The sequence below is a fragment of the Trichlorobacter ammonificans genome, assembly GCF_933509905.1.
In the GTDB taxonomy this organism is placed as follows: Bacteria; Desulfobacterota; Desulfuromonadia; order Geobacterales; family Pseudopelobacteraceae; genus Trichlorobacter; species Trichlorobacter ammonificans.
In genome coordinates, this window is sequence record NZ_OW150024.1 from 2587205 (window position 1) to 2607020 (window position 19816).

At 61.1% G+C, this 19816-nt stretch carries 20 protein-coding genes, 1 tRNA gene and 1 riboswitch; of the genes, 4 read left to right on the forward strand and 17 right to left on the reverse strand.

Translation table 11 applies throughout. The annotated features are described in order from the left end of the window. Positions 1 to 122: 122 nt before the first annotated feature. The 9 genes from RAK07_RS11865 to RAK07_RS11905 all read right to left on the reverse strand — a co-directional run bounded on the left by RAK07_RS11865 (position 123) and on the right by RAK07_RS11905 (position 8862). A complete protein-coding gene (locus tag RAK07_RS11865) occupies positions 123 to 929 on the reverse strand; it encodes a CHAD domain-containing protein (protein WP_305733045.1) in 807 nt (268 codons plus the stop codon). A 40-nt stretch (positions 930 to 969) separates the two neighbouring features. Beyond that, positions 970 to 1491 (reverse strand): phosphohistidine phosphatase SixA, encoded by a 522-nt coding sequence (sixA, locus tag RAK07_RS11870; protein WP_305733046.1) that lies wholly within the window; start codon positions 1489 to 1491, stop codon positions 970 to 972. A gap of 114 nt (positions 1492 to 1605) precedes the next feature. Next, a complete protein-coding gene (gene ispF / locus RAK07_RS11875) occupies positions 1606 to 2088 on the reverse strand; it encodes a 2-C-methyl-D-erythritol 2,4-cyclodiphosphate synthase (protein ID WP_305733047.1) in 483 nt (160 codons plus the stop codon). Then, entirely contained in the window at positions 2079 to 2864 is a 786-nt protein-coding gene (gene ttcA / locus RAK07_RS11880) for a tRNA 2-thiocytidine(32) synthetase TtcA (RefSeq protein WP_305733048.1), read from the reverse strand. The genes ispF and ttcA overlap by 10 nt, the downstream gene beginning before the upstream one ends. Beyond that, the gene (metX, locus tag RAK07_RS11885; RefSeq protein ID WP_305733049.1) at positions 2861 to 3976 is read right to left on the reverse strand and encodes a homoserine O-acetyltransferase MetX; all 1116 of its coding nucleotides are present in this window, start codon (positions 3974 to 3976) and stop codon (positions 2861 to 2863) included. The genes ttcA and metX overlap by 4 nt, the downstream gene beginning before the upstream one ends. Before the next feature lie 78 nt (positions 3977 to 4054). Continuing rightward, a riboswitch (SAM riboswitch) is annotated at positions 4055 to 4156 on the reverse strand. Positions 4157 to 4213: 57 nt separating this feature from the next. Next, a complete protein-coding gene (locus RAK07_RS11890; RefSeq protein ID WP_305733050.1) occupies positions 4214 to 6322 on the reverse strand; it encodes a DNA polymerase family B protein in 2109 nt (702 codons plus the stop codon). A 106-nt stretch (positions 6323 to 6428) separates the two neighbouring features. Next, positions 6429 to 7025, reverse strand: coding sequence for a peroxiredoxin (locus tag RAK07_RS11895; protein ID WP_305733051.1), 597 nt, complete (start codon positions 7023 to 7025; stop codon positions 6429 to 6431). Positions 7026 to 7124: 99 nt separating this feature from the next. Continuing rightward, entirely contained in the window at positions 7125 to 8576 is a 1452-nt protein-coding gene (locus tag RAK07_RS11900) for a phospholipase D-like domain-containing protein (RefSeq protein ID WP_305733052.1), read from the reverse strand. Next, positions 8563 to 8862 (reverse strand): Rieske (2Fe-2S) protein, encoded by a 300-nt coding sequence (locus RAK07_RS11905; RefSeq protein WP_305733053.1) that lies wholly within the window; start codon positions 8860 to 8862, stop codon positions 8563 to 8565. Before RAK07_RS11905 ends, RAK07_RS11900 begins: the two co-directional genes overlap by 14 nt. 346 nt (positions 8863 to 9208) lie before the next feature. Between RAK07_RS11905 and RAK07_RS11910 the strand changes: the two genes are divergently transcribed. The 3 genes from RAK07_RS11910 to RAK07_RS11920 all read left to right on the forward strand — a co-directional run bounded on the left by RAK07_RS11910 (position 9209) and on the right by RAK07_RS11920 (position 11234). Then, positions 9209 to 9547, forward strand: a complete 339-nt coding sequence (locus RAK07_RS11910; RefSeq protein WP_305733054.1) for a P-II family nitrogen regulator — start codon at positions 9209 to 9211, stop codon at positions 9545 to 9547. Positions 9548 to 9584: 37 nt separating this feature from the next. Next, positions 9585 to 10985 carry an ammonium transporter gene (locus RAK07_RS11915; protein WP_305733055.1) on the forward strand — a complete coding sequence of 467 codons (1401 nt, stop codon included), beginning with the start codon at positions 9585 to 9587 and terminating at the stop codon, positions 10983 to 10985. A 162-nt stretch (positions 10986 to 11147) separates the two neighbouring features. Continuing rightward, positions 11148 to 11234: transfer RNA gene (locus tag RAK07_RS11920), tRNA-Leu, on the forward strand. Between the two features lie 91 nt (positions 11235 to 11325). Here the strand turns inward: RAK07_RS11920 and RAK07_RS11925 are convergent. The 8 genes from RAK07_RS11925 to RAK07_RS11960 form a co-directional block, all read right to left on the reverse strand. Next, the gene (locus RAK07_RS11925) at positions 11326 to 12816 is read right to left on the reverse strand and encodes a glycogen synthase (protein WP_305733056.1); all 1491 of its coding nucleotides are present in this window, start codon (positions 12814 to 12816) and stop codon (positions 11326 to 11328) included. Next, positions 12813 to 13160, reverse strand: coding sequence for an Hpt domain-containing protein (locus tag RAK07_RS11930; protein ID WP_305733057.1), 348 nt, complete (start codon positions 13158 to 13160; stop codon positions 12813 to 12815). Before RAK07_RS11930 ends, RAK07_RS11925 begins: the two co-directional genes overlap by 4 nt. A gap of 208 nt (positions 13161 to 13368) precedes the next feature. After that, on the reverse strand, positions 13369 to 13776 hold the full coding sequence (locus tag RAK07_RS11935) for a bacteriohemerythrin (protein ID WP_305733058.1): 408 nt from the start codon (positions 13774 to 13776) through the stop codon (positions 13369 to 13371). A gap of 38 nt (positions 13777 to 13814) precedes the next feature. Next, positions 13815 to 14222 carry a bacteriohemerythrin gene (locus tag RAK07_RS11940; RefSeq protein WP_305733059.1) on the reverse strand — a complete coding sequence of 136 codons (408 nt, stop codon included), beginning with the start codon at positions 14220 to 14222 and terminating at the stop codon, positions 13815 to 13817. Positions 14223 to 14232: 10 nt separating this feature from the next. Further along, positions 14233 to 16326 (reverse strand): methyl-accepting chemotaxis protein, encoded by a 2094-nt coding sequence (locus tag RAK07_RS11945; RefSeq protein WP_305733060.1) that lies wholly within the window; start codon positions 16324 to 16326, stop codon positions 14233 to 14235. 114 nt (positions 16327 to 16440) lie between these two features. Continuing rightward, positions 16441 to 17100, reverse strand: coding sequence for an HAD family hydrolase (locus RAK07_RS11950; RefSeq protein WP_305733061.1), 660 nt, complete (start codon positions 17098 to 17100; stop codon positions 16441 to 16443). Continuing rightward, positions 17097 to 18236, reverse strand: a complete 1140-nt coding sequence (locus RAK07_RS11955; RefSeq protein ID WP_305733062.1) for a class I SAM-dependent methyltransferase — start codon at positions 18234 to 18236, stop codon at positions 17097 to 17099. The genes RAK07_RS11950 and RAK07_RS11955 overlap by 4 nt, the downstream gene beginning before the upstream one ends. A 12-nt stretch (positions 18237 to 18248) precedes the next feature. Then, positions 18249 to 19247, reverse strand: coding sequence for a helix-turn-helix transcriptional regulator (locus RAK07_RS11960; RefSeq protein ID WP_305733063.1), 999 nt, complete (start codon positions 19245 to 19247; stop codon positions 18249 to 18251). A gap of 79 nt (positions 19248 to 19326) precedes the next feature. On the opposite strand from RAK07_RS11960, the gene RAK07_RS11965 reads away from it, so the two are divergent. Further along, a complete protein-coding gene (locus RAK07_RS11965) occupies positions 19327 to 19815 on the forward strand; it encodes a YqaA family protein (protein WP_309550375.1) in 489 nt (162 codons plus the stop codon). Position 19816 lies beyond the last annotated feature (1 nt).

Sequence of the window (19816 nt, forward strand, 5' to 3'; positions counted from 1 at the left end):
TGCGGGATTCTCCTTCGTACGCATTAAATTACAGCAAAACAATCAAGAACTCAAATAGACTAAAAAATTTATAAGTTTCGCCCGTCACTGTCAATCAAAATAAAGGGTGCCCGCGGTTTGTCTCACAGCAGGAGTGTGTAATGGAGCGGTTGCTGCGCCAGCAATCGAAGAAAATCGGCATCCAGCTCCTGTCGCTGTCGGGCGATCTGCTGCCGGACGGCGTCATCCAGTTCTTCGGCTAGCTCTGCCCGGGCGCAGAGTGCTTCGAAGACGGCAAGATCGTTCAGCCTGCCCAGCACGGTCTGGTAGCTTCGGAGTTGTTCCAGCAAGACAGCGGTATCGGCGCCGGTCACCCGCCCCAGCAGTTCGTTGAAGTAACGCCATTTCTTGAGGGCAATGCGCAGGGCATGACGGTCATCGTCGTGCTCCGGCAGCACGACACGGGGCGCCAGGTTAGCAATCGGCAGGTAGAGCTGCAGGCTGCGCTCCGCCAGCAGCGCCAGCGCTTGCTCGGCAGACGTATCGCTGCTGTTGGCAAGACCACGTATCGCAACGGCAACGTGGCGGCCCGCGTCATCGATTGAAGGCTTGGCCAGCCAGTGTAGCAGGTCGGCCACTTCCCGCTCCCGCCGTCGCTGCAGCCGGTTGCAAAGCGGCTCCAGACCGGAGAAACCGAGCCCGGAAAAGTACTGCAACGCCTCATCATGATCACGGATACCGCCCAGTCGGCGGGTCAGACGACGTATCGATCGCGTCACCCGCCCCCCCACCTTCGCCTCCTGAAACAACCGGAGTTGATCGAGCACGGCCCGCAACCGGCGACTGGCAACCCGCAGGTCATGAATCGCCTCCGGGTGTGGCTGACGCAGCACCCGCTGACGCTCATCCAGGAGAAGCTTCCAGCGTTCCGCCACGTACGCGGACAGCACGCGCAGCACCTCCCGGCCCGAAGGGAGTACCATGGAATGGCTATGCCGCGGCAGGTGCTGGATCAAGAAGCTTCTTGGCAGTGGGGGAGAATTTGCTGCCGGGAACGGCATACCAGAGCACCCGGGCCGGCTTGCCCGACTTCGCGGACAGCTCCAGAGCCAGACAGCTTCCCTTGGCCAGAGCATTTACCCGGGGCCTGCCCAGCAACTCAGCCGCCACGCGGCTCAACAGCGGTTCATGCCCCACCAGCATCAGGGCATCGATCCTATTCTGCCCCCGGATCAGCGCAAGCACCTGCTCCACGTTACCGCCCGGCGACAGTGCAGCGTCGGCCCGCAGGTCTCCCCGGCGGGCCACGTCAGCCGCCAGCAGCTCAGCAGTCTGCACCGCACGGGTCAAGGGGCTGCTGATGAGCAGGTCGGGACGTACCCGCCGCTTGCGCAGCCGGCCGGCCGCCTTGGTCATCCCCTTTCTTCCCTTCGCTGTCAGCCAGCGTACCTCGTCGTCGATCCCGTCAGTCCGCTCTACGGCCTCACCGTGCCGTACCAGGTAGAGTGTCATGCCGCTTCCCTCCGCTCGCAGAATCTATTGAGTGCAACACGAGGCCATTTTATACCGGAATCAGCGCACCGCCCCCTGCGTCATCAACATGGTACCAACTGGTAACAAGCAACGTCAGTCCTGCCCGGTAGCCTGCATCAGCACCACGGCATGGGCGGAGATTCCCTCGCCGGAACCGGTGAAGCCCAGCCCTTCTTCAGTGGTAGCCTTAACGTTGATCCGATCCAGCTCCACGCCGCAGACACGCGCAATGTTCATCCGCATGGCTGCAATATGCGGCGCCATCTTCGGTTTCTGAGCAATAATGGTGGCATCCAGGTTACCTACCCGGTACCCCCGCCCCCTGACCAGATTCACCACATGCTCCAGCAGCTTCAGGGAATCGGCCCCTTTGAAAGCCGGGTCGGTATCGGGAAAATGCTTGCCGATATCCCCCAGGGCCAGGGCGCCCAGGATGGCGTCGGCAATGGCATGCAGCAGCACGTCGGCATCGGAGTGGCCCAACAGCCCCTTTTCCCACGGGATATCCACCCCACCCATGATCAGTTTGCGGCCCTCCACCAGTCGGTGAACATCGTAGCCGTGACCTATGCGCATGATTCCTCCTCCGTCTCTGTCCGGGACAACGCGCCATCCAGCAGGTGGCGCGGATGCACGTTGCCCAGAGCAGTCAGCAATGAACTTTTAATGTGCGGAATTTCCTGCTCCAGCTCCTTCAACAGGCTTTTCATTCGCCGACGGCGCAAGTCGGCGGTGCCGCAGACCGGACAGCGGCAGCAAACCACCGGCAGCTTCGCCTGCAGGGAAAACTGGACGATGTCGGCCTCGGCCAGATAGACCAGGGGGCGGATCACCGTGGTCTGGCCATTGTCGGCCAGCATGGAGGCGGCCATGGACTTAAGTGAGCCGACAAAAAACTGGTTTAAGAGCAGGGTTTCGATGAAATCGTCGCGGTGGTGTCCCAGGGCCAGCTTGTTGCAGCCCATCTCCTGCACCGCCGTGTAAAGCGCCCCCCGCTTGAGGCGGGCGCAGATGGAGCAGTAGGAGGAGCCGGGACGCCGTTTGTCCGTGATGATGGCGTAATGCTCGGTGGGCACCATCCGGTACTCCACCTGCTGCTCCTTCAGAAATCCCTCGATGATATCGGTGCGGTAGCCGGGATAGCCGGAATCGATGTTGACGGCGCAGACCTGGAAGTTGACCGGTGCCCGCCGCTGCAGCTCCTTCAGCAGCAACAGCAGGGTGTAGGAGTCCTTGCCGCCGGAGATACCCACCGCGATCCGGTCCCCCTCGCCGATCAGGCCAAAATCCCCCACGGCCCGACCGAAATCGCGGCGCAGCCGCTGCCAGAGTCGCTGGTCGATACCGCTCACAGCCGCTGCCGGGCTGCTGCCCGCTCCAGAAAATCCCGCACCAGGGGGTCAAAGGTTTCGTGTTCCAGCAGAAAGGCGTCGTGACCGTAGGCGGAGGTGATCAGGTGATACTCGGCCTCCTTGCCCTGTTCCCGCAGACAGAGGGCCATTTCCTCGGTCTGGTAGGGCGGGTAGAGCCAGTCGGAGGTAAAAGCAAAAAACTGGACCGGTGCGGTCACCGGGGCAAAAGCCTCGGCCATCGACTCGCATCCCCAGGCAACATCGTAGAGATCCAGGGCCTTGGCCAGGTAGAGGAAGGAGTTGGCATCGAAGCGGTCCACGAAGTTATAGCCGTTGTAGTTCAGATAGCGCTCCACCTCGAACTGGCCGAAGAAGTCGAACAAACCATCCTTGGCCGAGTAGCGCCGGCCGAACTTCTGCCACATGGACTCGTCGGACAGGAAGGTAATATGGCCGATCCCCCGGGCCAGGGCCAGACCGTCCTTGGGGTTCTGCTTGTACTCTCCCTTTTTCCAGGTGGGGTCGTTGAAGATGGCCCAGCGGGCCACGGCATTCAGCGAAATGGCCTGGGGCGAGGGGCGGGGCGTGGCGGCCAGCACAATGGCCGAGGCGATCCGTCCCGGGTACTGGGTGGCCCACTCCAGGGCCTGCATCCCCCCCATGCTCCCCCCCATCACCGTCAGCAGCCGCTCGATCCCCAGGTGGGAGATCAGCAACTCCTGGGCCCGGACCATGTCGCGGACCGTGATCACGGGAAAACTCAGGTTGTAGCGCTTGCCGGTGCGGGGATTGATGGAGGCGGGACCGGTGGAACCGTAGCAGGAGCCGATCACGTTGGAACAGATCACGAAGTAGCGGTCGGTGTCCAGCAGCCGACCGGGGCCGACAATGGCGTCCCACCACCCCGGCTTGGTATCGCTTTCGCTCCGCTTGCCCGCCAGGTGGGCGTCGCCGGTCCAGGCGTGCTCAACCAGGATGGCGTTGGAACGCTCGGCGTTCAGGCTGCCGTAGGTTTCATACACCAGGGTGATCGGCCCCAGCAACCGGCCGCTCTCCAGGCGCAGCTCCCGGTCGAAGGTTATGGACTGCTGTTCGACGATCCCCACGGACATGACACAAAACTCCCGAAACGGATAAGGCCCCTGCCGGTGTATATGAGCAGGGGCCTTGCACGGTGGTGTCAAGATCCTCGCTCATCTTCGCCTTGCGGCAGGAATTAGCACCTGGCGCCCCCTCGGGGCCGGTTGCTGTGGCTTCGCAGGGCCTTGTCCCTCCACCACTCTTGATAAGCAGGTTGTTTGGGAGAGAGTACGTGAAGCCCCGGCCGGAGTCAATGCAAAAGAAACGGATCAGAACAGGCCGGGCTCGGCGGCCAGAAAGCCGGTGAGCCGCCGGTACAGCCGATGGAGCCGTTCAGCGTACCAGGCGACGTTGAAATCCGGATGGCGGGGGTCGTAGTCGGCCAGCAGCCGGCACTGCTCATGCACCCTGATATGGCTGCCGCTGCCGGTGACGTAGTAGCTGACCCGGTCGCCGGCATGGAACGGCGCCTCGCTCCGTAATGCCAGCTCGCCCACGGCGCTGTGGTGCCGTTTTCCCTCCCGCACCTCGCGACGATACTGCTCCGACGAAAGGGGCAGCGTCTCGGTCCGGGCCAGCTGTTCCACCGGCACCTGCCGGGTCGAGAGCTGCTGCAGCCGCTCCTCGTACAGCGCGGCAACCCGTCCGGCGCCGTCCTCCAGCAGCAGGCGCAGGGCATCGTGCAGAAACTGCCGCAGGAATGGCTCCAGCCCTCCGGAGGTGAGACTGCTCCCCTTTATCACCAGGGTACCGTCGTAGCCCAGCAGGGCATAATTGCCCGGCTTGTAGCGGACCATGGCCCGGTAGCGGCTGTCGCAGGAAAGGGTCATTTCCCCCGGCAGCAGTTCCGTCAGGCGACGCAGCAGGTGGGACACCTCCTGGGTGCCGTCATGTCCCGGCGGCGGAATGAAATAGATGCCGTCCCGGTCAAGCTCCAGCGGCTCCGCCCCCTGCTCCCGCAGCCAGGTCAGCAGATCGCCGGTCAGCACCCGGCCCAGACGCTCGGTTTCGGCGGCTGTCTGCTGATCGGCAAACAGGAGGTGTGACGAAGCCAGCAGGCCATAAAACCCCCGCGCCAGACTGCCCAGCACTACCCGGCGGCTGTCCGCCGCGGCAAACCCGTCCCCGGCCCCGAGGGTCTCCGCTTCGAGGCGCGCCTCCCGCTTCAGGCGGGTCAGCCGATGCAGCAGCGACTGAAACATAGCCAGGTCGTCACTGCGCGGCGCAAGACGATAGGCCAGCAGGATAGCGGGCAGCAGAGCCCGCAACTCGCAGTGCACCACCGGACCATGGGGGCCGGGCCGCAGTTGCGGCGTCCAACCGCGCAGGCCCGTGCCGTGCTGGTGAGAATGGGGATGTGGCGGCAACGGCGGCATGCTGTGCCGGTGATGGAGATACGCCCTGACCAGCAGGGCGGACGCCACGTCGGCACGGCTGCGGTGCTGGCAGACCTGGGGCGGATAGGGAACCATGCCAGACAGCTGCAGAAACGCCGGCGCCAGTACGCGATACTCGCTACGGAGAACCCCAAGCTGCTGCCGCAGCCCCTCCTCATCCTTGCCCCTGTCGCGACTGAGCCCGCCGGGCCGGGGACGGTCGGCCAAGCGGAGCAGATGGCGCAGATCGACAACCGAGCGTCCGAAGATCCGGCACCATCCTGCCGCTCTCCCGCTCTCCTGCCTGGACGGGGAGAACTCCTTCACGCGGGGGCTGCTGCCATCCCGCCCCCAGGCAAGCCTCACTCCGGCGTTCCGGGCACGCCTGAGCAATGCCGGCAACTGCTGCGCCAGACCATACCCCACCAGCAGATCGGGATCATCACGACGCAGAATGCGGGACAACTCCTCAAACATGGCCCGCTCCGACATCCGGTCGGATGCGAGCAGCAGATCCCCCTGACGACGGTCACTGATCGCCAGACGGAACACAGCCCCGTCGCTGCTGTGGGTTACTTCGCTGGCCAGAAAGGTCACGACAACCTGCTCCTGCGTCAAGCCACGAAAAAAGGTGACGCCGCTGGACAGCAGAAACTGCTGCTCCCGCTCGGGGAAGAACAGGGGGGGCGGTCCCGTCGTGCTGCGATGCAAATGAGCATAGGCGAGGCAGCAGTCATGCCAAGTGTCGAAAGTGAGCAGATAGCGGTACTCCCCCTCCCCTGTCAGCATTTTGATTACGCAGGAAAGTGGCAGTTCCCGAAGGACGGGAGGTGTTGCCGTCAGCAGGAAAGGGTGAAAAGGAACCTCTTGGGTTGTCAGACCGTCTTCGGTGCGCAGGAAGAGCCGGAAACCATGTCCGAGCGGCTCCACCGCCACAACCCCGCGGAACGGGGCATGACCGAAGAGTGACGGTTCAGTATTCGTGGCGGCATCCGGTTTCATGGTGCAGCAGACTATATCATGGCTCTGCTCTCATTTCAGCGCCACAAAAAGCAGCGTCGCCTGTTCAGGCGACGCTGCTTTGGTGCCGTATCGTGGTGAGGCGTGATTACTTGGCGTGCTTCGCGAGGTAGGAAGCAACACCTTCAGCAGTGGGTTTCATCGCGTCCTCCCCCTGCTTCCAGTTGGCCGGGCAGACTTCGCCATGGGTGTCGGTGAACTGCAGGGCGTCCAGCATGCGCAGGGCTTCGTCAACACTGCGGCCCAGGGGCAGGTCGTTGATCACGCAGTGGCGGACCACTCCTTTGGGGTCAATCAGGAAGAGACCGCGCAGGGCGACACTGGCAGGATGCTCGATGCCGTAGGAACGGATGATCTCCTTGTTCAGGTCGGCCACCATCGGGTACTGGACGTTGCCGATGCCGCCGTTGTCGACCGGGGTGTTCTTCCACGCCAGATGAGTAAATTTCGAATCGACCGACACGGCGATCACTTCGCAGTTACGGCTTTTGAACTCATCCAGCTTCTTGTTGAAGGCCAGGATTTCCGATGGGCAGACGAAGGTAAAATCCAGGGGATAAAACAGCAAATACACATATTTGCCGCGATAGCTGGCAAGCTCCACCGTGCCGAAGCTGTTGTCGGGCAGGACCGCATCGGCCTTGAAATTAGGGGCTTCCTTGGTAACAAGCGTACAGGTGCTCATAGGTATCTCCTTTGCATTGTGTGGTGGTTGAAATACGAATATTTCTTACCATCGACCACGCCCCCTGTCAAGGGGACAAAAAAAGTCTTTTTGTGGCAACTAGAGATAGGGGGAGAAAAGTCGGGCAATGCCGTCCCGCAATTTGACCGTCAACGGCCGCCCATCCACTTCAGCCAGGGAAACCGGCCGGGCGGACGTAAGCACGGCATCGAAGTGCCGGTTCAGTCCAGCGGCCAACTCCCGGTCAAAGACACTCAGGTTCAGCTCAAAATTCAGGCGGAAACTGCGAGTATCCCAGTTGGCCGAACCGATCAGGCACCAGAGGTCGTCCACGACCAACAGCTTGGTGTGGGCAAAGGGGGGCGGCTGTTCGACAATGACGATATTGTGCTTCAACAGCTCCCAGTACGAGGCACGACTTGCCCAGGCAACAAAGGGAAGATTGTTTTTGGCGGGAAGCACCAGAGTGATCTCCACTCCCCGTAGTGCCGCCGTGACCAGGGCGGTGATCAGTGGCCGGTCCGGCACGAAATAGGGCGTCATGATCCTGATCCTGTGCCGTGCCGTGGACAGAGCACCGTAAATCAGCCACTCCAGTTTGTGAAACTCGCGGTCCGGACCGTCGGCAATGGTCCGGACCAATGCGTTGCCCACCGGAGGAAGCTCGGGAAACAGCTCCGGTTCCTCGGGAATCTGGCCGGAAAGAAAATGCCAGTCCTCCAGGAAGATCCGTTGCAGGTCGGCTACAGCAGGCCCCGCCACACGGAAATGCAGGTCGCTGGCCGCCCGATCCTCGGCAACCGCACCAAGGCAATGGTTGTTGCGGATGTTCATGCCACCGGTAAAAGCAACGCTACCATCCACCACCAGCAGCTTGCGGTGGTTACGCAGATTGATGAAGGGGGCTTGGTGCAGGGGAAGATAATGACGAATATCGACAGTGCTGCCCAGCAGGGCGTTCCGGGCGGTGCGCCGGCTGTAGCGTTCGCCCATGGCGTCAACAATGACCCGCACCGCCACGCCGCGTGCTGCTGCGTCGCGCAGGGCTTCGACGAAAGCGGCACCGGCGCCGTCTCCGTCAAAGATGTAGCTGCTCAGGTGCAGACTATACCGAGCCTGGGCCATGGCCGCCAGCATGGCGGGATAGGCTTCTTCACCGTTGTGCAGCGGCTCGATACGGTTACCCGTGGTCAGCCCCAGGCGGGCTACCTTGCTGCTCAGTATCTCAATGGCCTGGAGCGTATCATAGGGGGCAGGCAACACGGCCGGCATTGTCCGCTGCAGGGAAAGCGCCTCCGACGCATCCCCCTGACGGTGCGATTTCCACTGGAGTGCCCGACGGGTTATCCGGTTGATTCCCAGCAACCAGTAGGCCAGCGGCCCCAGAACCGGGATGGCTAGCGACAGGGAAACCCAGACCAGGGCAGAACGGGGATCGCGCTTGTTGAGCAGTGCATGACCGGCAGCCCATACCCCGCAAGCAATCACCGCCAGTGAAGCAAGACCGTTATCGATTTGGTCAAGCAGTGCAATCAGCTCACGCCAGGTCAACGATGATCTCGCCGTTCTCGATACGCACCGGCCACGTTTTCAGCGTGTATTCCGGATGTTCCCGGCAGCTGCCGTCTTGCAGCTCAAAGCGGTAGCCATGCCGGGGGCAGGAGAGGTAACTCTCTTTCACCAGCGCCCCTGCCAGCGGCGCACCCTGATGAGGACACTCCGTCTCCACGGCGTAGACAGTCCCCTTGTGATTGATCAGCAGCAGCTCCTGGCCTTCCACCACCACAAGTTTCTTTCCCATATTCGGAATGTCGCCAACCTTTGCAACCACCGGCATGATGCACCTCCTGAGGGTCGATGCTGTGCTGAAAACCATACCACAGTTATCAGCGGAGTTCAAAAATCCTTCAGCTGCATTCGCTTTAAGCTGCCCACCGCCAGCACTGCTCAAAAACTATACACACCGCTTTGACCACCACGGCACGAAAGACATGCAACCCACCAAAATAACTCGCATTGCAAGAGTGGCATGGTCGATGCTCTACCGTTATCACGACAGGCGCTCATAACGACGCTGTCCTCCTTCTGTGTGGGGGCGGACCCACCGCCCCCGTTTTTTCGGACCGGATTCCAGGCAGAACGCGCACCATACACATATCCCCTGTTGAAAGGAGGCAGGTACCATGAAACTGGTAGAAGCGATCATCAAGCCATTCAAGCTGGACGAAGTCAAGGATGCCTTGAACGAAATCGGTGTCGAAGGGATTACCGTCAGCGAAGTTAAGGGATATGGACGCCAAAAGGGACATACCGAACTGTACCGTGGCGCCGAATACGTCGTGGATTTCATCCCCAAAGTGAAGCTGGAAATCGTCATTGCTGACGACCTGGTGTCCAAGGTGGTTGAAACCATCCAGAACACTGCAAAAACCGGTCGAATCGGCGATGGCAAGATTTTCGTCATCCCCCTTGAAGAAGCGGTACGTATCCGCACCGGCGAAACCGGCGCCGAAGCCATCTAACACCCCACTCGAACACTCGATACAGAGGAGGTAGGCCATGAAACTGAAGTTCACCCTCACCCTTGTCATGATGGTTCTCTTTGCAAGCCTCACCGGCATATCGGCCATGGCTGAAGAGAAGAAGGATACTGCGGCGGCAGCGGTAGCGGCACCTTCCGATGCAGCCAAGCCAGCCGATGCCCCCGCGCCGGCCCCAGTCCCCGCTGCTGCCGAAGCAGCTCCGGCTCCCGTTGCCAAACTGGAGAACGGAGACAACGCCTGGCTGCTCACCTCCTCCGCACTCGTTCTCTTCATGCTGCCGGGCCTCGCTCTCTTTTACGGTGGCATGGTCCGCTCCAAAAACGTCCTGTCCACCATGATGCATTCCTTCGTGGCCATGGGGATCGTGGGCGTACAGTGGTTCCTGTTCGGCTACAGCCTGTCTTTCGGAAGCGACATCGGAGGCTTTGTCGGCTCACTCAACAAGCTGCTCCTGAACGGGCTGTCAGTAGACTCCCTGCAGGGCAGTATTTCCGAATACACCTTTGCCATGTTCCAGGGGATGTTCGCCATCATTACCGTTGCCCTCATTTCCGGTGCCTTGGCAGAGCGGATCAAATTTTCAGCCTACTGCGTCTTCGCCCTGGTCTGGACCACCTTGGTATATGATCCGATCGCTCACTGGGTATGGGGCGGTGGCTGGATTGCCAAACTGCAGCCCGCCGCCCTCGACTTTGCCGGCGGAACGGTTGTTCACCTGGCTTCCGGCATCTCGGCCCTGGCAGTACTGCTGTTCCTGGGCAAGCGCCATGGCTTCCCTACCGAGCGGATGGCGCCCCACAGCCTCCCGCTCACCCTGCTTGGCACCGGCATCCTCTGGTTCGGCTGGTACGGCTTCAACGCCGGAAGCGCCGGTGCAGCCAACGGAACCGCCGCTCTTGCGTTCGTCAACACCACGGTGGCACCTGCTGCCGCCGGCCTTGCCTGGATGATCGCTGAATGGCTCCATTCGGGTAAACCGTCCGCCCTGGGTTTCGCCTCCGGTGTCGTTGCCGGCCTGGTTGGCATCACCCCGGCTGCCGGATTCGTTACCCCGGGGTGGGCAGTGATTATCGGCGCGGGTGCCGGACTCACCTGCTACGGCGCCATACTGCTGAAGGCCAAACTGAAGTACGACGACTCCCTGGACGCCTTTGGCGTGCACGGTATCGGCGGCACCTTCGGCGCTATCGCGACCGGCCTGGTTGCCAGCATCGGTGCCAAAGGCCTCATCTACGGCGACGCAAAACAGTTTATCTCCAACATAATCGCCATTGTCGCCGCTGGCGCCTACGCCTTCATCGTCACCTTGGTCATCGCTTTCGTCCTGGACAAGACCATCGGTCTGCGGGTGGAGAAGGAAGACGAGATCATGGGCCTGGATACGACACAGCACAGCGAAAGCGGCTACAACATGTAACCGGCAGCATACGGGAGGCGTCACCGTTCACCCCCTCTGTCCACCACGGCGGAGGGGGTGAACGCTTCATGTCCGGCAGACGCATGCCGGTACCGGAGTTTCGCCACCCACTATTTTTTTCTTGCATTTGTCTACAGTCGGTGATAAACAGTTTTTCTCTTTGCCCAGGTGGTGGAATTGGTAGACACGCAAGATTCAGGTTCTTGTGCTCGCAAGAGTGTGCTAGTTCGAGTCTAGTCCTGGGCACCATCCAAAAAGAAAATGCCTCCGAAAATCATTTCGGAGGCATTTTTTTGAAACCTGCGCATCACGCACGCCTACGCCATCACCAGCCGGTTTCCTAGCCCCCCAGCCGCCTCTGGAGCGCTGCACGATAGAGCTCATCATATTTCCGGGCCGCCTCCTCCCAGGTAAAACGCTTCGCCATGCCGTTTCGACGCAAGGCTGCCAGCCCCTGCGGATTGTTATACCAGGTCCAGACCGCCCAGCCCACCGTATCGTACAGAGCGGAAGCGGTATGATTCCAGAACTTGAATCCGTCGCCGCTACCGGTTGCCTCGTTGAAGTTTTCGACACTGTCATCCAGCCCTCCGGTGGCCCGGACAACGGGAGGCGTTCCATAGGCCAGCGAGTACATCTGGTTCAGGCCGCAGGGTTCGAACGCGGAAGGCATCAGAAAGAAATCGGCACCTGCCTCCACCAGATGTGCCAGCGCATTGTCGTAGCCGATATGGCACCCCACCCTGTCGGGATGCCGGTGTGCCATGCCGCCGAAAAAAAAGTGGGCCCAGGGTTCGCCGTTGCCGACGATCACCAGTTGCAGTTCCAGGCCGATAAGCCGGTGGATCGCCTCTGCCAGAAGATCGGTCCCCTTCTGGGGCACCATCCTCGACACCACGCCGAATACCGGCAGGTCATCGCGCTCCGGCAAGCCGAAGCGCCGCTGCAGCGCACGCTTGCAAACCGCTTTTCCACTCAGGTCGTCAGCAGAGTAATTGGCTGGAATGTACCGATCAATGGCGGGATCCCACTCATGGTAGTCGACACCGTTAAGGATACCCCACAAATCGTCGGCACGCTCACGAACCACCCCTTCCAGCCCCCAACCGTAGGCGGGCGTCTGAATTTCGCGGGCATATCCCTGGCTGACCGTGTTCAGCAGGGTTGCGTGGTACATGCCCCCCTTGAGCAGGTTGACCTGGTCATCCTTCTCCAGTTCGAGAAAGGTGAAGTGTTCCCAACCGATCCCCAGCACATCCATCAGGCCGGGGTAGAAGCTCCCCTGGTACTGCATGTTATGGATGGTGAGGATGGAGGCGGCATTACCCACCAGCGGGTCGGTACGGTAGAGGGTATTGAGGAACACCGGCACGGCAGCAGTATGCCAGTCGTGCGCATGGACGATATCCGGCTTCCAGCCGAGCATCTTGGGCAGTTCGAGAGCGGCACGCGACAGGAAGATGTAGCGGTTGTCGTTATCCAGGAAACTGACGTTTTCGATGCCGTAGATACCGTCCCGACCGTACAGTCCTTCGTGCTCCAGAAAGTATACCGGCACATCACTGCCAGGCAGACGCCCCTCGCATACACCGCAGTACATAGTGCCGACGATCCCCATCGGGACCACCAGGGTGCCGGGCAGCATGGTCAACCCGTACCGCTCGGGATCAATTGTGTAATAACGGGGGAGCAGCACCCGGACATCATGGCCCAGGGCACGCAAATAGCGGGGCAGGTCTCCTACCACCTCGCCCAGGCCGCCGGTCTTGGCAAAGGGTGCCGCCTCGGAAGCGGCAAACAGTATGTTCAGCCCCGGCCGCGCTGCCGTCACCCTTCGAGCTCCCGCTCAATAGCCTGCAGCAGGCGCTCCAGCTCATGCTCCAGCTCCGGCATCCGCCGACGGAGTTCCTGCAGGTCTCCCCCCCGGGCCGCCTTTTCCATGGCAGCCGCGATGGCGGTCACATGCCGCCCGCCAACCGACCCCGCTTCCCCCTTCAAACCGTGCGCAAGGTTTAGCAGCTCGCCCATGCTCTCAGTGACAAGCGCACTCCGCACTCCGGCCAGCTTGACGCGGGAACTTTCCAGGAAAATACGAAAAACATCGGACAGCACGTCGGCACAGCCGAGATCAAGGTAGTTCTTACGAAGATAGACCCGATCAAAAGGGTCATCCATTGGGGACTCATCGGTCATTTTTTCTGTCATAGCGCCAGCCCTCCCGCACGTGACACCGCTCTACCCCGCCAGCACAATGGCACTGCCGGGGTAGAGACAGACGAGTATTTGGGCAAGTGTAGCCAAAACCGGCTGAAATGCAAGCACAGGCAGGATCGGTACAACGGAATGGAAGAAGCGGCTGATACCTCAGCCGCCGTGGCTGGAGTCACTGGACGCCTTTCGCCTTCAGATCGCGGGCAAAGGCTTTGTCGATATTCATGATATGCTTGGTCAACCAGTCTTTCAGGAAGTTCATCAACTCTTCGGAAATGGTTGCCTCACCCTTGATAAACTTGGCCTTGAAGTCGGAAACCGTCTTGACCAGATCCTTGTGCAGTTGCTTGTGGTTTGTCGCATCAGGATATTTGTGCAGATCCATCAACCGCTCCTCGGTTGCAAAGTGCGACTGGGTGTAGCTGACCAGTTCGTTCAGGATCTTACCGGCAACATCCTTGCCCTTGCCGGCCCGCACGGCATCGGCAAGCTCGTTGGCAAGATCCACCAGCTTGCGGTGTTGGGTGTCAATCTCCCTTACCCCCACTTCCAGCATTGGCCCCCACAGCAATAACGGCATTACAGACCTCCTTTGTCCCCAAAAGTAGGCAAAAAGGGTCACTGCACCCCTTTTGCCTTCAAATCCCGCGCGAATGCCTTATCGATATGCATGATATGACGGGACAGCCAGTGAGTGAAAAACTGCAGAGACTCTTCCACTACCAGCTGGTCCCCGGCATGAAAGCGCTGCTTGAACCCCGTCACCTGCTGAACCAGTTCCTGGTGCTGCTGTCGGTGCTCTGCAGCGGCCGGGTAGTGATGCTGGGACATGAGTTGTTCTTCAAACGCAAAATGGGTCTGCGTGTAGCGTACCAGTTCCGTAAGCACCTCGGCCAGCACATCCTGCCCCTTGCCGACCCGTACCGCGTCGGCAAGCTGGTTGGCAAGATCGAACAGCCGTCGATGCTGCGCATCGATATCGCTGACCCCTACTTCAAACATCGCTCCCCAGATCAGTAGTGACATGACACGCTCCCTAGAGGCTGCACGGCGCCTTGTAACCGAAGCGGACGCCGCCCCAGTGACGGCCGTTGAGGTATAGCGGCAGCGAAAGATCGTTAAGAATCTCACCGGTATCCCGTCGATAGGTCTGCAGCAGGAAGCCGTCGGTATTTTTTGCACAACGCATGCCGGTATTGTCCGAGAATATCCGCTTGGTGCGGTTGTTGACCTTGTCCACTTCGCTGTTGCCGGTCAGCGGCTTGCAAAAACGGAGATTATGGCAGGGAACGTAGGCTTTGTCGTCAAAACAGATGGCATAGAGCAGCTTGTCGTCGCGGTTGAGGACCGCCTCCTGCAGCGGCGAAATGACCCGGTCAAAGAAGCTGTCGTAACGGGTGGTGAATTTCGGGGGGTCGGTTTTTTGCGAGTAGGGCTGATAGCTGCGGTCAAACAGATCGCTCTCCGAGAGAGCGCCGCTGCGCACCGCTTCGGCAATGGCCGCCAGCACGCCATCCCGCAGCTCCCGCGCGTACCCCTTGACCTGATCATGGTAGTTGCCCACGGTAAAGCGGCCCACCGTACCGTAGATGTCCTCGACGATATCGGAAAACTTGGCAAAGGTATCCAGGTTGACCTTCATCATCTGGTTGGTGCCGTGGGCGGCATTGGATACGTGATGAATCTTGCCGGATATTTCAGCGGTCACCGTGGTCTGCTCCCCCGCGGCGGTCGCGATCAACTCGCTCATCATGCGCGAACCGGAAGCGCAGTTCTTGATTTCCTCCAACTGGCGGCGGGCCTCCTCCGCCTGTTGCAGGGCGCTCTGAACCAGCACGCTCTCTTTACGGATACTGGTTGCGGCCCTGACGCTCTCCTGCTGAATCTTGCCCACGATCTGATCGATTTCCTTGGTTGACTTGGTAGTTTTCTCTGCCAGCGACCGCACTTCGTCGGCAACCACCGCAAAGCCCCGCCCCGCTTCGCCGGCACGGGCTGCCTCAATGGCGGCATTCAGCGCCAGCAGATTGGTCTGGTCGGCAATATCCTCGATCAGTGACAGCATTTCACCGATACTGGCCGATGAGCGTTCCAGCTCGCCAATACCGGCCAGGGTAGCCTCGACACTTTCCGCCACGCTGTTCATGCTCTGCCAGGTCTGCTGCACCACGTCCAGTCCGGTGCTGGCGGCACTATCCACCGTTGCGGCCAACTCCACGGCCTGGCTGGTGTTTTCCGCCACGTTCTGGATGGTGCTGCTCATTTCCTCGGCAGCGGTAGCCACGGTCTCGGCGTGCTCCATCTGCTGGTGCATTTCTTTGGATATCCGTTCCGTGGAACTGTTCAGCTCGCAGGTGGCTCCGCCCAACTGACAGGCCTGCTGGTACAGGGAGGCGATGATCTCGCGAATTTTCTGGGTCAGGTGGTTGACCTCGCCCCCCAGGCGACCGATTTCATCCTCCGAACGGACCGGCAGCACCCGGGTCAGGTCCCCTTCTCCCCGGGCGATGTCCTCGACCTGGGCGGAAAGCTCACGGATCGGGCGGACCACCAGGATGGAGATCAGCAGGTAGAGCACGCCGATGATCAGGAAGAAGAAAAAGACGCCGACACCGGTCAGCACATAGGCGAGCTTCTTGGCTTTGGCAACCCCCTCCTCCAGTGAGGAGGTCAGCTGCAGGCCACCAAGAAACTTGGGACCGGGGGCATGACAGGCGTTACAGCGGGCTTCATTGGCCAGGGGGATGGCCAGGCGGAGGGCCGATTTACCGTCAACCGTCGTATTTTCTTCCTGCTGGACGCCGGCTGCCACCGCTTTTCTGATCAAATCGCTGCTGTCGTTACCGCCGTATTCGCTACCATCGGGCTTGAACATCTGAATCTTCAGCGCGCCGCCCCGCTTCACCACCTCATCGACATACTTGTTGAAAACCTGGAAGTCACCCCGCATTTTCAGCTCGGTCAGCTCCCGAATGGTGGAGGCCGCTTCCTGACGGGCGCTTGCCCGTTGCAGGTCGATCATGGAGCTATAGGAAAGATAGAGACTGAGCACGCCGAGACAGAGAAAACCGACGGTGAGGGTCAAAGCGATGGCGATCAGTACCTTGGCGGTCAGGCGGGTGCGTATCATGACAGGTCTACCTCCGGAAGCGGTGCCTCAATGCATGACGTTACGTGTTGCAGGGGAAACAGGGAAAGCGGGTTCGCATTAAATCAGAGCAGTGCCCTTTTTGCAAGCAGATTGCTAACATTGTTTTACTGTTTCAGGGGTGTCAAACAAACGTTCGAGTGCCATCAGATCGTCGATGGTTTTTGTCAGAAGCACCGGACAGCCCCGCTGCTCAGGCAGGCGCAGATCGATGTCAAATCGATCCCCCACGAACAGCACGGCCTCCGGCGGCAGGGCAAGCCGGCCCAGCAGCTCGTCGAGCACCGACTCGTCCGGCTTCGGACGCCAAGTATCGTCGATGGTCACCACCTGCTCAAAAACCTCCTGAAGTCCCAGAACCGCCAGAATCTTGTCGGTCAGTACCCGGTTGTTGTTGGTCAGGAGCCAGCAGCGACGGGAGCGGGCCAGGAGATGCAGCAGGCGGGGAACCCGCGGATCGGGAACAAGCATCGCTGCCGGCTCCAGTTCCGCGGCAAAGCGGCGGTGCATCTCCCGCACCGTTCCCCCCAGGGCCTGGATGGCAACGGCAAGGGTCTGCACCATACCCCGCTCCGCGGTCAGGCGCTCGCGCACCTCCCGCAGCCGCTGTCCACCCAGGACGGCCGGGCAGTCCAGCAGATGGCCGGCATAGCGGGAGACCGACTCCCAGACCGCATGTTCAAAGGCTTCGGAAACATACAGCGTACCGTCGAGATCAAACACGACGGCGCGTATGTCCCGCTCCCGGCCGTTCATATACCGATCCCCCGCAGACAGCCCAAGGCCGCCTGCGGAACCCCCTTCGACTGTACCAACACCCGAAAGGTGTCTCCCATCCCTCCCTCCGGCATGATCAGCCGCTTCAGAGTCAGGCGTTTTTTCAACTTTTCAGCCTCGGAGAGGCTTGACGTTTCAATCGCCTCGAACTCCTCCACCATGCCGGCGGCCAGCAGGAAGCGACACTGCTCACCGAACCAGAGCGTCTTCACCCCCTGCTCTTCTCCCCGCTGGATCAGCGCGGAAAAATTGACGTGGCTGGTAATGTCCTGTTCTCCCAGAAGTTGGTACGGGTTGTCTTCGACACGGTGCTTGTGGTAGCAGAGCAGCGTGCCCAGCTTGCGGTGGGGCGCGTACAGCTCTTCCTTGGCGTAGCCGTAGTCGACGGTCAGAATGAACCCCTGCTCAAGCCCCGCAACCACGCTGTCGAACCAGTCCAGGGCCGCCAGGGAGACTTCCGCCTCCTGGCCCGGCATCAGCGGCATGCCGTAACGGGAGAGATACTCAGCCAGAGCCGGCGTGGAGGGCGGACCGAGCTGCTCCTTCAACTGTTCTCCCTCGCGGGTCACGTAGATTTCCCGCAGCCCCTCCGGCGTCATCAACACCCGGTGCACCGGCAGGGCGTCCAGCAGCTCGTTGGAATAGAGCACCCCCCGGAAGCGAATTCCCGACGCCAGTTCGGCGGGGGTCAGCCAGCGCAGTTTGTCGGCATGCTCATGCAAAACCTGGCGTTGAGCCCCGGCCAGGGTCGGCTCCTGCTCCACCAGCACCGGCCGGGACGCCGCGTAGCAGGCCGGCTCCCGTTCCTTCAGAAAGTCGAGAATATCGCAGGCAAGACGGCCGTGACCCGCCCCCACCTCCATCAGCGTGAATTCGGCCGGCTGCTCCAGGGACCGCCACATGGCCGCCACTTCGCGGGCAACCACCCGGCCGTAGGCGGCATGGACGGTGATGCTGGTGTAGAAATCCCCCTCGACCCCCACCTTGCGCCCCGGTGAGGTGTAGTAGCCCAATCCCGGCTCGTAGAGGCAGGCGGCCATGTAATCGGCAAAGGTGATCCGGCCCTGTTCGTCAATCCGTGCGGCAATGCGGTCAAAAAGATTCTGGTGCGTCATGGTCCCTTCTCGTCAGCTTTTCTTTCGATACAACTCGCGCAGTCCCTTGATGTGCCGACGCAGCTCCTTGCGCAACATCGGCGGTTCCAGCAGTTCGGCATGGCTGCCGAAGGAGAGTATCCAGGCCAGGATTTCCAGGGTACCGGCCGCCTCGAACGCAAGCTGCACCGACCCGTCGGCGGCGGCAGTCATCCGCTGGCCGCTCCGCCAGATCCGATCCCGCACCAGGTGGGCAACCTGGGCGTCGAACCGAACCTTGAGCGCCATCGGCTGATCCGTCACCAGGCCGAAGGCGTCGCTGAAACAGGCTTCCGGATCGAAATCCTCCGGCAGCTCGAAGCGCTTCCGCGTCACCTCCAGGCCGATGATCCGCTCCACGGCAAACAGCCTGATGCCGCCACGGTTGTGGGCCAGGGCCAGCAGGTACAGCCCCCCCTTGGCCAGCACCAGGGTATAGGGGTCCAGCTCGTAGGCGGCCGCCTCCCGTCCCCCCTTGGTGTAGGAAATCCGTATCCGGTACTGGTAGAGCAGTGCGCGACGCAGCTCCGCCAGCAGGTCCTCGCAGCCGGAATAGTCGCGCACCCCCTGGAAACGGGGAAGCGAGACCCGGCTGATCCGCTCCAGATGGGCAACGGAACGGGGCGGCAGGGCGGCATGGATCTTGGCGAACAGGGCGTCGATCTCCGCGCCGAAGGGACGGGGCGGCAGCAGGCCGGCACAAGAACGAAGCAGATGCAGCGAGACCAGCTCGTCAAGGGTAAAGGTAATGGGCGGAACTTGACGCGTGCGGGTCAGAAAACGGTAGACTTTCTTCCCTTCCTGCCAGTCGGTGGTCAGGGGATAGCCGGCCTCCTGCACGGCAGCCAGGTCGCGGTGGACCGTGCGCAGGTCCACGCCGGTCTCCTCCACCAGTTCGTCAAGGGTCATGCCGTTCCTGGATTCCAGCAGGCGGATGACGTTATGCAGCCGCGCTGCCTGGGTATAGCGGCCGGATGGTTTCCCCCGTGGCATGGCCCCCTCCTTCTTGCCTCTGTCATGATCGGCGATTTTCAGGTACACTGTGCGGCACGCGGCAGTGAGGGTACTTGATGTGACCTGGTTTGACAACGGATTTCCGACATATTTCGCCATGCTTTGGGATGGCGCGGCCCAGCCCGGTTACCCCGCGTTGCTCCTGCTCAGCTTTCTGGCATCAACGCTGCTCCCCCTGGGGTCGGAGTGGCTGCTGGTACTGATGCTGGTCAAGGGGTACGATCCGGTGACCACCGTTACAGTGGCCACTGCCGGCAATACCGCCGGTGCCTGCACCACCTGGCTGGTGGGGCGCTACGGCGGCACCTGGCTCATCTCCCGGTTTTTCAGAATCAGTGATGAGCAGCACCGCAAGGCGGAAGCCTGGTACCGCCGCTACGGCTCGGCATCACTGCTTTTTTCCTGGCTGCCGGTGATCGGCGACCCCCTGTGTCTGGTGGGGGGGCTCCTCAACATCCGTTTCGTACCGTTTCTCGTCCTGGCCGGCAGTGGAAAACTGCTGCGCTACGCCCTGCTCGCCGGAGCGACCCTGGGCATCTCCGGCTGAA